Below are 14981 nucleotides of genomic sequence, written 5' to 3' on the forward strand. Positions count from 1 at the left end.
ACGTTGACCTGATAAAGCTATTTGAGGAGGTTGATAAGTCCTCCGGAGAGCTTGTCACACTGACACCTAACTCAAATAATACCGTTCAGCCGGTAGCTCTGATGAGACTCGGTGTTTTTGTTCCTACGCTTAAGTCACTGAAAAACAGCAAAAAAAACACATTATCCAAAACCGATGCTACAGAGGAATTAACCCGCCTGTCTTTAGCCAAAGCGGAAGGGTTTGATAAGGTTGAGATTACGGGGCCAAGGCTGGATATGGATAATGATTTTAAAACATGGGTCGGAATCATCCATTCTTTTGCTAAATACAAGGTGATCGGGGATAAGGTACAGCTACCGTTTGTCGAGTTTGCAAAGCTATGCGGGATCCCATCCAGTCAGTCTTCCAGAAAGCTTCGTGAACGCATCAGCCCTTCACTTAAGCGTATCGCGGGGACGGTGATCTCTTTCTCCCGAACCAATGAAAAGCACACCAAAGAATACATCACGCACCTGGTACAGTCGGCTTATTATGATACCGAAAAGGATATCGTGCAGTTGCAGGCGGACCCGCGCCTGTTTGAACTCTATGAATTTGATAAAAAAGTACTTTTGCAACTCAAAGCGATAAATACATTAAAGCGTCGCGAATCCGCGCAGGCGCTGTATACGTTTATCGAAAGCTTGCCGAAGGATCCTGCTCCGATCTCACTTGCGAGGCTCAGAGCTCGTCTCAGTCTGAGATCTCCTGTTTTTTCACAAAACCAGACCGTACGCCGGGCCATGGAACAGCTCAAAGAGATTGGTTACCTGGATTACACGGAGATCCAGCGTGGCCGTAGCGTTCTGTTCAATGTTCATTATCGTCGGCCCAAGCTGAAGGCGCCCAGGGATGCCCGTGAAGAAAATCCCCAGCGCCCGTCCAGGGGAGGCGAAATCAATCCAGAGCTTGCTGAAAAGCTGCAATTACTTCAGAAACTTGGGATCACGATGGATGATCTTGAGAAATTGTTCAGGAATAAGTGAACATAAGCTATAGCAAGTACACTCCACCGATTATGTCACCCTGACTGCTCTCAGCGACGGGATCCTTCACTCATAACCGCTATTTATGCTCTCTATAGATTATAGTTACTCGTTATAATTTATAAATATGCAGAAACAGGGCGGAATTACTCGCTACAGTTTATATAAGCTATAGAGAGAAGAATGATTCACTCCCATAAACCCTGTGAGCGGCGTTCAGGGCACTGACGGCGTCGCAAAGGCGTACGTGTATCGCCTTTCTCATCTCAGTGGTCCGGGCGTAAAACGCAGATGACATCGTAAAGGGCTGGTAACAGAGCATCTATTGTTGCTACATCTGGCGGCCAGCACCGCAGAATCAGGAATCTGACTTGCGTGGATGATTTCACTAAGGAATGTCTGACGGAACGGACTCATTTACGCAGGCTGTGTGCCGGCATGACCTGACAGACAGCCTCTTCCTTAAACTCAGGGCCCGTTGATTCTCCTGTGCTCAAACTACAGGGATGATTTGTCTACGGGCCTGGAGGCTCTCCTGTCGCGAATCCTGGGGCAGGTCATCGCGTTACGTCAAAATTGGCAGGTTGATTTATCTCAGCCACGTATCGTAAAACTCGTTTCCGGGTACAGGTTTGCCGTAATAGAAACCCTGTAGCCAGGTTGGATTCAGGATCTTCATGCTGGCAACCTGATCTTCGGTTTCGACACCCTCGATCACTGTCTTCATATCCACCTTATGGGAGATATCAATAATGCTGGCAATGAGATGATCTTTTGCGTTTTCTGGCGTCAAATGGGAAATGAATTTACGATCAACTTTCAGGATATCTAATTTATAATCATGAAGATAACTAAGGTTAGAATACCCGGTCCCGAAATCGTCAATGGCGACTAACACGCCCAGGCTCTGCAGTTTGCCGAGGACTTCCTTAATGCGTTTATTGTCGTTAAGTAATTCACTTTCGGTGATTTCCACCACCAGTTGGATTTTGTTCGGCTTAAAGCCACGCAGGAAATTACAACAGTCATCAACAATATCATCGGACATCATATGCTGAGAGCTGAAGTTGATGCTGACGTGGAAGCCATCCGGCAGCGAAGGCTGAATGGGGAGCAACCAGGTCTTTACCTGGGCCATAAGCTGGCGCGTCATTGGCACGACCAGGCCGGACTCTTCTGCGAGTGGGATGAACTGGTTTGGCGGAATAATACCATCCTCATGAGAGATCCAACGCGCCAGAACCTCGCATCCGATGATTTTCTCATCCATGGCCGACATTTGTGGCTGGAAGTACGGGCGGACTTCACCTTTCTCAATCGCGACTTCAAATTTAGTGCGTAAGGACTGCGGTTTGCCGACAATCCTCCACACCCAGAAGGAGACGATTGGGCCTGCACACATGAACATCAGGAAAAGCGTGGTTTCAGAGAGGAGCTGCTTAAAACAGCTGCGTTCATCAACGACGCTGTAAAACAGCTCATATTTATACTCTTCAGATTGTACGGAAGTGATGCGCTCTTTTTCCCTGACCGGACGCTGCGCGCTGACTTTACCGGAGCTGCTCAGATAGCCTGAATCGATTTTAATGTATAATTTCTCAGCATCTGTTCGTCCTACAATGTCATTATCAAAGTAGAACGTGGGGATACTGGCGATGAGATAATGTTGCCCAAAGAGGCGTTTCAGGTTCACCGTCATCGTGACTTTTTGCGGAATAGGACCATAGCTAAGCGAGAGTACTTTCCCATCCTGGAAGTATTCACCGACCGGAATAGAGACCTCTCCCGATGTGGAAGTGCAGACAATATTCTTATCATCGGCTATGCTGAACGAACGTGAATACGGTGTGAATGTTGCCAGTTGAGTCAGTAAATCGCCTGTTTCACCACAGACGCCATTGTAGAGCAGGGCGGCCTTGTCCATTGAACCGGAAACGACATCGAGTAATTGATCTATACGTTGCAACGTACCGTTAAGCACGAGCTCGTCATTCGCATTATTTTTACTTTCAACCTCGGCGGTAATAATAAATAGCCCAAACGCCCACACGGATAAGCCGCAAACTAACGTCATAATCACATTTTTAAGTAGCTGGCTGCTTTTAATCACCTAACGTTCCATAACAGTAATACATGCACAGGTAGGCCGTTCATGCTCCGCTAATTATATCTACGAGGATGAAAAGCAGGATTTACCTGCAACGGTGAATGTAAGAGTCATCTATGATACACAAGTTTTTTGGTCGTTATCAAACTATATATAATTGCCCCTCTTTGTGTTTGTTTTTGAATTTTTTCATTTATATCAATTGGTTAAGTGTTGGCTTTGCTGAGGGCTTAATTGTCAATTAATGTATTAGCCCCCAAAAGAGTCGTCTTATTACCGGATACGGCAGAGCACATATGCTTGCCGCTATCCATGAATGCCGTATTTCATAAGGTTTGCTGTGCAATATTACACTCACATTTTAAAAAGTTTAAAAATCGCACCGGCAAATTAAAAAAAAAGCAAGACTAAACAAACCTTAAACAATCTTCATTTTTTCACTTTCACGTTATGCCGCGGTTTTTGTTGAGTGTATGAAAAATTTGTATAGAGCATCGTAAGGTATTGATTAAAAATGTTACAGTAAGCTGTTTTTTCCACGATCCTTTTGCTTTGTAATAGTATCACATGTGAACATTTCTGTTTGCCCGAGTATTTTGACTCTAAATACCGAATGTATTGGCGGTAGATGTTTTCTTACACTCTGTCGTCCCAAACGTCCAGTTGAGAAAAACGGTGAATTTTTCAAGAAAAATAAACACGGGTATTTTTATTCTAATGTTTATGATCCTGACGACAAGTTATTATGTTGTTGATAACTTGAGAACAAAAGTCAGCAATGTTTATCTGGATATCAGTCGAAACTATACTTCAAATATTGCTAAGCTTTATATCGACGAAATACTCTCCACCGTAGAATCAAAAATCATTGCTGCCAGTCGTGACCTGGGTCGTAGAGAGATTGACATGAGCCATGCGCAGGAAGATGTGTTACGAAGCGTGGTGTCTATTCTCGATAATTCACCGGAGTTAGATGCCATTATCATGACGGATAAAGAGGGGAAATTTGTCCGGGTTCCTGACAATGATAACAAAGACATATTCCCGGATAATTCAATTAAACAGCGTGCCTGGTTTATCCATGAAGCTAACTCTCCTTTTCATATCCGGTTTACCGAGCCACATAGCGATATATTCACCGGTGTCGCGACGGTCACCGTTTCCGCCCCCATGCTCAATCAGTATGGAAAGTTCAATGGGGTGCTGGCTTTCGATATTAACCTTCTGAAAATAAACAAAAATATGGAAAAAATGCGCCCTCCGATAGAGGGGCGTATTATTTTGCTCTCCAGCAGCGGGCAGCATATTGCGGATGATATGATTGACAATAACTGGGAGCCCGACAATATCGACAGCATCTATCCGTTACTGAAGAGGCACGGCGGTAAGTACTATGATTCGGGCAGCAATGCCTGGTTTTTTTCCTATCAGTTTGAAGGCCCACGGTGGACGCTCATTTATACCATCAGCAACAAACACTTACAGGAACAAGTCTGGGCGGAAACGCAGGGCGTGGTTTATGGATTTGTTGTTTTAACGATCATCGTGCTGTCTTTCGGGTTTTACCTCAAGTATCACTGGGGTAAAAAGCTGTTTAACATCATTGGTCATATTAAAACGGGTACCCCTGAAGGGCATGACAATCTGGAAAACATTCTCTCTCAGGAAATTCATCTCAGTAAAAACCGTGAGAAGACCCTGACCAGTGAGAGTCAATGTGACGCCTTAACCGGGGCACTGAATCGAAGAGCGATGGAAAGCGATCTTGAAAAAAGAATTGCGGAGAAAAAAGCGTTCTCTTTTTCACTGATTGACGTGGATAACTTTAAAAATATTAATGACAAATATGGGCATGTTGCGGGTGACGCGGTTCTTAAAGGGATTGCTGCACAATGCCAGGATATTGTTGAAATCTACGGGTGTCACCTGTACCGCTATGGCGGAGAAGAATTTGCGATTATTTTTGACAAAATGACCATTGAACAAGCCGTTATGGTACTTAAGAAATGCCATACGGCAGTGCGCGACCGCGAATGGCGGGAAGCCGATTTAACGGTCACGTTCAGCGCGGGAGTATCGCAGTTCCAGAATCAAGAAAAACACGAACTTATAGAGCAGGTCGATCGTTTACTGTATCAGGCTAAGCAGGCGGGGAAAGACAGAACCGCCTTTTTGAGCTGACTGACTCAGCCTGTTAATGGAAAAAGCCGCTTACGTTGCTCTGATTTTTGATCCCCGGAACACGACATACCGTGGACATGACCTCTGTTTTCACTGGCTGTGGGAGCGGAAGGTCGTTTTGCCGGGATGCCCGCCAATCTGTTGAACTGTGTGATATTTGTATTTGTTTGAAAATAACATCACTTAATGGACTTTTCTTGAGTTCTGTCTTTCAGTTTTTTTTTCGGAAACCGATATATGACATAAGGCTCTCTCAGGAAACAGGAAAGATGTTAAATCGGATTAAAATTACTACGAGTCTGATGATTGCTCTGGCTCTGCTGGGCATACTACAGTTGGCTTCAAGTGGGTTGTTTTTCCAGTCATTAGAAGATGAAAAGGATAATCTTGTTCATTTGCAAGAAGTTCGAATGCAACAAGAAACGCTTAATCAGACATGGTCTGCCATGTTGCAAACGCGTAATGTGCTGAACCGCGCTGCAATACGCTACCTCATGGATCTTAATAATACAGGGGCGGGAGAAACGGTTCCTGAATTATTAACGACTGCCAAAAAAATGTTGCAGCAGGCTAACAAGTTTTGGGATGAGCATAAATCCCTTGAGCACGATCCGCGAATTAGCTCTGTGGTGATTTCCCGCGTCGCCCGTGATTTTGATATTTATAATGGTGCGTTAGCCGATCTTATCCATATGCTGGGATCAAACGATCTTGATGGTGCGCTCAACCAGCCAACGCAACGCATGCAGGATACGCTGGAAGAAAGCTACAACCAGTACCTGTACGAAATTACGAATATTTATGAGGATGTAAAAGAAGAGGCGGACAGTACGATAAAGCTGGCGAAATTGACGCTGCTCGGCGTTTTGCTGAGCATGGTCCTGGTTTTCGTTCTGATCTGGTATGGCATTCGTTATGTCCTCATTCGGCCGATCAATTCGTTGTTAGAGAGCATCCGCCAAATTGCAAAAGGCGATCTCATCTACCATATTGATGTTCAGGGGACCAATGAGGTCGGTATGCTGGCCTCGACCCTGCGCGAGATGCAAAATGAACTGGCGAGAACCGTTGGTGAAGTTCGCAATGGTGTTGATGCTATCTATGCCGGGGCAAGTGAAATTTCCGTTGGCAACAACGATCTTTCTGCGCGTACTGAACAGCAGGCCGCTTCGCTGGAAGAAACGGCCGCCAGCATGGAAGAGCTGACCGCAACGGTAAAACAGAACGCAGAAAATGCGAAGCAGGCGAGCCAGCTGGCATTGCTGGCCTCTGAAACGGCGGTTCGCGGTGGCAACGTGGTGGATAACGTGGTTAACACCATGAACGAGATTGCCGACAGTTCGCAGAAAATTGCGGATATCACCAACGTTATTGATGGTATCGCTTTCCAGACGAATATCCTGGCGCTCAACGCTGCCGTTGAAGCCGCGCGTGCGGGCGAGCAGGGCCGGGGCTTTGCCGTCGTCGCCAGCGAGGTACGGAGTCTGGCGCAGCGAAGCGCTCAGGCAGCAAAAGAGATCAAAATCTTAATTGATGAGTCCGTAGGTAAAGTTTCAACAGGCTCCACGCAGGTTGAAAGCGCAGGCGAAACGATGGAGGAAATCGTGGGGGCCGTCAGTCGCGTGACCGATATTATGAACGAAATCGCGTCAGCGTCTGATGAGCAGAGCCGCGGGATTGAGCAGGTGACAAAGGCCGTGACGGAAATGGACCGCGTGACTCAGCAGAACAGTTCGCTGGTTGAGGAATCCGCATCAGCTGCTGTCTCGCTTGAACAGCAGGCGGGCCGCCTCAATCACGCCGTTGCGGTGTTTCACATCAAATAGATATCGTAATTAAGACCGTTCAGCCACAGGGTATCCCGTCAGCCTTAAAACAGACGGGATACCTGACAACTCTCACCACGTTCGTTTAATACTAAAAAATCTTATCCGGGGGCATACACCAGTGCCTCCCGGATGAGTATGGACTCAAGCGCTTCCCGTAACAGATGTTGGCTATATCGCAGAACTCTCCGCTGTTTCGGCGGAGAGTTTTTACATTGAAGAGGGATGTGTTGCCCCGCAATCGTCGGGGGCAGTTTACGGCGACGTATCCGCTGGGGCGTCCGCGTTCAGGATTGACAACAGGGACTTCATTTCAGCTTCTGGCATCGTGTTGTAAGGGGAGGTTATGCAATCTGTTGCACGGTGATACAGACCGACCAGCCAGTCGTAAATGTAGCGGGTATGGCCTAAGACCTGCTGTTCACCCAATTGGGTCAGACGTTTATCCGTGCCGGCGTGGTCCACAGGGGCGAAGATTGCACGACCAGGATTTACTTTGCTTTCCGGACGCTGATCCACAGGCACATGCTGGTAGCCCAGCCAGCTTATATAATCGCTAAACACATTGCTCGCACAGGTTATCGCGAGTGCCATATTCTTATCATGCGGCGCCAGCGCCTGTTGCATGTGCTGGCACAGTCCCAGGTGATGGGCGGAGATGATCAGAACATTGCAGAGGGCGCTCAGCTGCTCTTTCGGAAGCCCCAATTTTTCAACTATCTGCGTACGCCAGCTCAGCTGCCGTACGTGATTGACCCAGCGTTTGTAAATAATGTCGGCAAGCAGGACATCATGCTTTTCGGCAGGCTGCACATCGGTGTCAGTCGCAAACAGATCGAGCGTGAGATCAGGCGTCAGCGTTTGCCCTGGCTTTTGCTGATATTGCAGCCAGCACTGATGGAGCTGGCTGCGCGAAAGCGTCAGTTCGCTGACTAATTCGCCAAAATGGGCTGAGTGTGTCTGTAGTGCACGCACCAGATTTTCAGCCTCTTTTACGCGACTGATGGTCGGCGTGAGCAGACCGAAAAGCTGCTCGTCCAGGCAGGCCTGACGTGACGCCCTCAGCCCGGACAGGCGCTGTTCTCTGTATTTTGGCGTTAACGCATCTTTCAGCCACTCGCGCAGCGTGAAAAGATTGTGATTATCCAGAGCCTGTAAGATCCCCCAGTGCTTTCCTGCGCGATTGAGCAGGTGCTGAACGCCATCATCCAGATGGCCCAGACCCTGGAAACGCAGATCGAACGGGGTTACGGCCCAGACCAGACGAGGAAGAGGGCTGGGCGTGTTGTCCTGAGTCCGATCGAGCCAGTTGCACAGCATCTGTGCCGTTTGCGCGGTATGCTGGTGATCGGTCACGACATTGCACATCAGCAGCGTGTCGGGCTGCAGGCGTCGGGCGTACGAGTCCAGTTCGCCCACGGGGATATCAATGATATCGATATTGCCCAATGGTGCATCATGATCGATCGTCAGGGTTAGGCAGGCGCACAGCTGGGCCAGACGCTCACTATTCAGGCTGACGTGCGTTCCGGGCTGTCCATTTTCCAATGGACAGATCATCACATCGGTAGCCTCTGCGGGCTTATCCTGGCAGGCCGGGATCAGAAAGCCTTCAGCAGGCAACATCATGTTATCGACAATCAGGCTGGCCGGCGCCAGCACCTGTTCGGCGTGGCCCAATTGCGCCAGCGTGTAGGCAAGCTGCGTCCACTCTTCCGTGACGGCAGGATCATCCCCCCACAGGAAACTGAATAATGAAGCGCGATCGCTAATACTTAACCAGCCTGCCAGTTCCGCTATCTGATATAACAGTCCGTCATCGGTACCGTCTTCGCGGGAGTCCTGGTTTTTCCAGGCCTGGGTTACGGCGGCGAAACGGTGAATATCCCCCCCTGACGCAGGATGCGGTAAGCGCCGCGCCTGTAGCGTGGCAAGCCGGATGGCCAGATCGCTTTCCGTGACTTTACGGACGTCGCCGCCTTCGTGATAACGCTGCATCAGCTTGATGGCCAGCATCGTTTCGCTGTAAAGCTCCAGCAGGAGAGGGTAATTGTCTACCTTCGGCGGCCGCGTTTGGGTGAAACGCACCGCCATCAACGGAGCAACGCCTGGGTTGATGTGCGTCAGGTAGTTAAAGGTTTTATCGCCCAACAGAACGCCTGGCCAGTAGCCATCCTTCTCAATCAGTGCGCTCAGAAGATGATGCTTTCCTTCTGGTGAATGACCGTAGAGGCCCAGCGTCATTGGCATCTGAGCCAGCGCGTCAACCGGATCAAACGACAGATGCGATAATCTTCCCAGGCGGCTGTCGGCTTCCATTTCAAGCTGGGGCGATACGGAACGGGAGGTCGCGATCCAGCGCTCAACAGACCGAAGTTTCAGATTTGCTTGATTCATTTACTGTATACGCTCCCACTGTCGATCCAGTAGTGATTTTCACCACGATAGCTGTTCGCCAGCGTGTTCAGTTTTAGGCTCAGCATATCGGGTGAGACTGGCGTACCATCCTGCATTAATGCTTCTGCAAGAACAAAGCCGCTTTTCGCATGGTCGTAGCGAAGTCGCACCGAGATCACCCCGTCACCGGCAATATGTTTTGCCAGCGCCGAAGAGTTAATCTTCAGCAGATAAAGGGGAGAGGCGGGCCAGCGGGTGTCGGAAAGCTGCCTGAAGCCAAGACAGACGTTGCCCCGCAACGGGAAGTGTAGCCGTTTATCCAGCCTGGCCTTCGGGTTATCCAGATCGATATCCTCGTACCAAATGTTCTCTTCGCTCAGCAGGTGGCTGCCGTCCAGAATGCCCAGGTGACGGATGGTGGAGTATGCCTGAATGTCTGCCGCTTTAAAATTAAAGCCGGACAAGCGGAGATCCATCGCCAGGCTGCACAGCATCGCGCCCAGGGCGGCGGTGGATTTTGGATTGCCGATACGTCCGTGGCGTCCAAACGGGAATCGTTCCTGAATCGGGTAATTTTCCAGCCAGTGAATGCGGTTGACCGGCACGGGCTGCAGGGCGCGCAGCAGTATCTGGATCCCCGGCAGGCATGACGGACGACCGGTCACCAGCAGGACATCGCAGCAGTAATGTGAAATAACTTCGCAAAGGGATTTCAGCGGCGCGGCAATCGAGAAGCGGCCGTTCAACAGCGCTTCTTCCAGCTCCGCAACCTCGACGCGTAGCGTCGTGTTGAGCAGATCAAGTTCATTGTGCGCGGGCGACAGTAGCGGCTGAAGCGTTTTATTCAGATACTGCAGTACATTGGCGGTCGGCTGCTGAGGCAGTAAATCGCGGATAACCCCTTCAAAGACCGCATTTTTACCGGATTGCGCGCTTTGCTCCCAGAACGAGAGAATCGCGTGACCAAGCGGGATCAGCATTTGCAGAGTGGTTTGCTGACGTAACATACGGTGGCTGTCCGTTTGCCCGGTCTCACCAAAAAGTTGTGCCATCAGGCCGTCAGCGTTGACAATGCCGGCGTCATGCAGGGTTTTCTGGATGGCGGGCAACACACTCAGCTGAATGACATCAAGCAAAATGTCGTCTCCGGCGATCTTAAATCCTTCCCTGAACAGCAGGCGAGGGACAATTTTGACATTGCTTCCGAGACCGTCGTCCAGCTGATACTGCGTCACCGCCATGTCCGTGGTGCCACCACCGATGTCGATCGACGCGACGCGCAGTGTGGTGCCAGGGGTTTCATCTTCGGCCAGCTGACGTTCAGGACGCGCCAGGCTTCGGAAAAACACGCGGCTGTGGCCGGAGTAGTTGATCATGGCTTCGTTATAGAGCCATACCAGCTGGCCGCAGGTGGCCTCATCCCATTCCATATGTACCGTCGCGACCGGCACGGTGGTACGTTCTTCCCGACGCTGCGTCGAGAAATCCTCATCCTGAGGGTGCCAGTTCATCGCTTTCCAGACCAGGGCAATGGCTTCTTCTGTACGCTGACGAAAGATCTCGCGTTCCTGTTTCGGCATGGCCGAAGGTAACGTCAGGATCAGATGGCGCAGGCGGCGGGGAGCATCCGGGTGACCCAGCTTATGGCGATGGCTGACGCTATTGATCTGTGAAAGTGCCTGCGCCAGCAGTTCGCATAACATCATCGTCATCAGGGAGCTGCGGCTGTAGGTTGGGGTGAATACGGGCAGGCGCTCATCCATGGGCAGAGGATAGAGCGGCTCACCATCATCATTGATCAGATTCATCAACGGCAACGCGGCGGCGTGCGGCTCTCTTGGCGTTTTCCCTGTCATCTGGCTGAAGCGCCAGGCCTGATGGGTGGGCGTTTCATCCCAGAGATAGCGGCGCGGGCTGGAGATCCCGCTGGCGCCCTCGGTGCCCTGGCGTCTGGTGGCCAGCGCGAGTGCTTCTTCGCCAATGCGGACGATCGACGGCCAGATAAACGCATTGTCGCGGCCGCTTTCCATTGAAAAATGTGATTTACCGAAGCGGGCCTCGCTGAACTCCATATAGCTGGAAAACAGGGAGTCGCTGAACGTCTGCGGTTGGCTAAGCGAGCGTATTTCAAGCTCTGCGCACTGGCGTAAACCGTTATTCTGGTCGCCATGATCTTCAATCAGTACGCCGCAGGTGTGCGTGTTCCCGACATCCAGCACCAGGTCAACGGGGATCGCCGGAACGTGCAGCGTTTCACTGGTGATCTGGATTTCCGGTATCTGAATCTGTTCTGCCAGCATTTCCAGCAGGTTGAGATAGTGGCCCTGATATTCAAACATCTTCATCGCGCTGGTGATGTCGTGTTCGCTGAGATCTTCCTGCTGGTTCAGGTACTGCATAAAGCTTTCCCGTAGCCAGCCGTTGACCCAGGTCTGGTCAAGAAATTCGCTAATCTCATGGTTACGCCACGCAAGCGCGAAACGGGAGCCGTTACGGACATCGGCGGTGCTGGGGGCCAGCGTACTATCTTCCGAATTTTCAGGGACGATACGGGTGTCAAAGGCGATGCAGACGCGGAGGGTATTGCCCGTGGCGTCCGGCGCGTCGAGCTGACGGATCTGCATACGCGCCCAGTTGTCAGGTCCACCGATAAACGTGCGGCGACCACTCACGCGTAAAAAAGGCAGCGGTAACCAAACGCCGTCCAGTACGTTCAGCGAGGTATCCAGCGTCCATCTTTTTTCCGGACGGACGATCTCCGACGTGCCGTGCTCTTCTCCTGGAAGGGTGAACTTGCCTATTTGCGCATCATAATCGAGACGCAGAAGGGGACCGTTCGCACTTTGGCGTGCAAAATTACCATGAGCGGAACGCGTCACATCAGGACGTAATCCGAAATCGAGGAACTGGATCCCGCTGTTTTTTATCAGCGTAACAGCGGATTTATAGCCGATAAGGTTTGCCAGCATTGACTTATTTACTCACTTTACGAAAGGCCACAGGAACCACGGTATCGTTGTTATAACGGCCTGTGCATTGGGCGGCGCCCGTCAGTCCCTGGGTGCAAATGACTTCCGGGAGCGTGTAGCGACTACCGTCAGAGCAGCGCGCGTTGCCTCGGGGTTTAATGACAAGATTTCCTGACTGCATCAGTCCGGAGGAAATCTCTGTCCGGCAGGTAATATTCTCCCCCATCGTCAGGCGGACGGTCCCTGCGTTGTTATTTATCTGATAGCGAAGAACGGGCGGCTTTCCGCCAATCGCGTCCTTATAGTCGATCGTTGCGCGCCAGTTACCATTCATGAAGCGCGTACTTCCGGCTTTCACTGAGGCGGCAGGAAGCACAAGCGCGTCTTTGGGGATCGGCTCTTCAGCAACGGCCACTTCGGTGACTGTTGGCGGTTTTTCTTCCACGACCGGTGCTGAAACTTTGGCCTGCATAAGCGGGAGTTCAGCGTTGAGGGTCGGCTTCGGTGGGGCAGGCTGTACCTGAGCGACAACGGCGGGTTCAGGCGGTGTAACATCCGCTGTGGAGACAACCGGAGCGAACGTTAAATGTTCGGCGCCGACCAGCCAGGCGGCGGGGACTGCCGCCGTGATGATGCCTGCCGCCAGCACCAGCAGGCGTTTTGTCTTCTTCCTGCCAGACGGCTGCGGCACAGGAGGCGGTGTCGCTTCATCCACAATTTCAGGCGGCGGCAGGTCGTCCGGCAGAGGCGCGACAGGCGGTTTTTCTGGCTGACTCAGGGTGACAATCAGGGGACGCGGGTCATCAATGAAGCGATCTTCTGCTTCAGGAGCCTGCATCAGCGGAGGTTCTGCGTTGACCTCTGGTTCATCCACCGGTTCTGGTTCAGGTTCTGGCAGCAGTGTGTCACGCAGGAGATCCAGCGCATTTTCACGGACGGGAACATTCAGAGCATTGAATCCCCAGAAGGTGATCACCGGTTCGCCGTCTACCAGATAAACATACTGGCAGCCCGGGAAACGGAAAACGTTCTCCAGCAGTGCGCCGAACAGCTTGATGGACGATCTGTCGCTGAGCTGGCAGTGTCGGCTCAGTTTTTCCGTCGTAAGCAGGTTTTTTTCCAGGCTACGTAATGCCTGTTCGCGTTGTAAAAGCGTGGCCGCCATCCATGTTGTGACGCCGCCGCTGCGGGGAGAATACCAGTCGACTTTTTCGCCGTTTTCATCAGGCTGAGGGATAGCCAGAGAGTTCGCCAGCGCGTGCTGTCCTCTCAGGCGCAGCGTTTCGCGGATCTGTACGGCAGAATCAAAAATAGTTTGTCCGTTTTCGCCCAGCGCGAGAAAATCATTAAGATTGCCGCTGCGTAATAATTTTTTTACCACTCATTGACCTTATTAATTAAATGCGAAAATAACGAGGAGATAACGCCATATATGGTAGCGTTTTTGCGCAAAAAAAAACGGAAATGGAACGGGAGAAGATGCCGCGGAAATGCGGTTTAATAAAGCGATTGGGTATGAATCGTTAAATTTTATCGCTGACTGTGTTGTCGCTGTTATTAACTTCGATCTGCGAGGTGTGATATTAGTGATAATTAATAGAGAAAAGAAGCTTCTTTACAGATGTAAAGATGCTTCCGGAAAAGTAAATCTGCGTAGAATTTGGGGACGTCGTTAAATGCTGAAATTATACACTTTGCCTGAGCGTCCGGCTCTCGATTGTCCATCCTGACTGTAGAGTGCAGTGCCATTTTCAGCCTTATTTACAATTGTCTTCAGATTATTAATCTTCTGCATATGAATATCCAAAAGACTGTAGATATTCTGGTTGTACTGGTTGGCGCTGGTAACCCGCTCGGTAATGTTTTTCCAGCTTCGGGAGAAGGCTGCGTTCTGATAGTAAGGTGCTTCAAGATTCAGGCGTAGCTCTTCCTGACGGCGCAGCTCATCATAATAGCTGATCGTCGATAACAATCTGCTCTTTGTGTCGGCAACAATTTGCAAAGACACAGGGTTAATTTGAGGTCGTCTTAGCTGGTTCATTTCTTCGGCCAAAATGGCTTCCAGCTCAACCATGGTATCTTCAATTTTGGTCAGAATAGAACGTAAATTTTCCATGTAAGATGTTCGCTAACTGTTATGAAATTCAGAATAAATCTTGCAGTAAGGCATGAGCGATTTTATCGGTATCAATCTGTAACTCACCTGCATCCATCGCCGCTTTGATACTGGCAAGACGTTCTACGTTGACATCATTTCCGCTGTCATTCTGGATCTGTTGTGTCAACGCGCTCAGTTTGAAATTAGAGCCTGCGTCACAGACTTTCTCTGCGGGTTCCGCGTTGGTTTCGCGTGTTTTTGTGCGCAGTGTCACATCATGTTGAGTGCTGCCAGGTGTTACAGGCAGTGTACGTTCGATGCTCATAATCATCCTCGCCAGTCGTGTTAATGAGGTATTCACTTGCTTATGAAATATATATCGGAGCGAATGAAATT

At 50.3% G+C, this 14981-nt stretch carries 9 protein-coding genes and 1 pseudogene; 4 read left to right on the top strand and 6 right to left on the bottom strand.

Annotated elements, in window-relative coordinates:
* The first annotated feature begins 11 nt into the window (after positions 1 to 11).
* Together C3432_RS25940 and C3432_RS27585 are read left to right on the top strand one after the other, a co-directional pair.
* On the top strand, positions 12 to 1007 hold the full coding sequence (locus tag C3432_RS25940) for a RepB family plasmid replication initiator protein (RefSeq protein WP_374755490.1): 996 nt from the start codon (positions 12 to 14) through the stop codon (positions 1005 to 1007).
* 247 nt (positions 1008 to 1254) lie between these two features.
* Positions 1255 to 1412 (top strand): annotated as a pseudogene (locus C3432_RS27585) (IS3 family transposase); the annotation flags it as partial.
* 184 nt (positions 1413 to 1596) lie between these two features.
* Here C3432_RS27585 and C3432_RS25945 read toward each other — a convergent pair.
* Positions 1597 to 3117, bottom strand: a complete 1521-nt coding sequence (locus tag C3432_RS25945) for an EAL domain-containing protein (protein WP_103780323.1) — start codon at positions 3115 to 3117, stop codon at positions 1597 to 1599.
* Between the two features lie 672 nt (positions 3118 to 3789).
* On the opposite strand from C3432_RS25945, the gene C3432_RS25950 reads away from it, so the two are divergent.
* Both C3432_RS25950 and C3432_RS25955 read left to right on the top strand, forming a co-directional pair.
* Positions 3790 to 5295, top strand: coding sequence for a sensor domain-containing diguanylate cyclase (locus tag C3432_RS25950; protein ID WP_146050979.1), 1506 nt, complete (start codon positions 3790 to 3792; stop codon positions 5293 to 5295).
* 269 nt (positions 5296 to 5564) lie between these two features.
* Positions 5565 to 7121, top strand: coding sequence for a methyl-accepting chemotaxis protein (locus C3432_RS25955; RefSeq protein ID WP_103780328.1), 1557 nt, complete (start codon positions 5565 to 5567; stop codon positions 7119 to 7121).
* A gap of 255 nt (positions 7122 to 7376) precedes the next feature.
* On the opposite strand, the gene C3432_RS25960 is transcribed toward C3432_RS25955, so the two are convergent.
* From C3432_RS25960 to flgM, 5 genes are all read right to left on the bottom strand, one after another.
* A complete protein-coding gene (locus C3432_RS25960; RefSeq protein ID WP_103780330.1) occupies positions 7377 to 9518 on the bottom strand; it encodes a virulence factor SrfC family protein in 2142 nt (713 codons plus the stop codon).
* Positions 9515 to 12487 carry a virulence factor SrfB gene (locus C3432_RS25965; RefSeq protein WP_103780332.1) on the bottom strand — a complete coding sequence of 991 codons (2973 nt, stop codon included), beginning with the start codon at positions 12485 to 12487 and terminating at the stop codon, positions 9515 to 9517. The genes C3432_RS25960 and C3432_RS25965 overlap by 4 nt, the downstream gene beginning before the upstream one ends.
* A gap of 4 nt (positions 12488 to 12491) precedes the next feature.
* Positions 12492 to 13868 carry an SrfA family protein gene (locus tag C3432_RS25970; RefSeq protein ID WP_103780334.1) on the bottom strand — a complete coding sequence of 459 codons (1377 nt, stop codon included), beginning with the start codon at positions 13866 to 13868 and terminating at the stop codon, positions 12492 to 12494.
* A 291-nt stretch (positions 13869 to 14159) separates the two neighbouring features.
* Positions 14160 to 14603 carry a flagella synthesis protein FlgN gene (locus C3432_RS25975; protein ID WP_103780336.1) on the bottom strand — a complete coding sequence of 148 codons (444 nt, stop codon included), beginning with the start codon at positions 14601 to 14603 and terminating at the stop codon, positions 14160 to 14162.
* A gap of 28 nt (positions 14604 to 14631) precedes the next feature.
* Entirely contained in the window at positions 14632 to 14910 is a 279-nt protein-coding gene (gene flgM / locus C3432_RS25980; protein ID WP_258041663.1) for a flagellar biosynthesis anti-sigma factor FlgM, read from the bottom strand.
* Between the last annotated feature and the right edge of the window lie 71 nt (positions 14911 to 14981).

This window comes from Citrobacter amalonaticus (assembly GCF_002918555.1).
GTDB lineage: Bacteria > Pseudomonadota > Gammaproteobacteria > Enterobacterales > Enterobacteriaceae > Citrobacter_C > Citrobacter_C amalonaticus_A.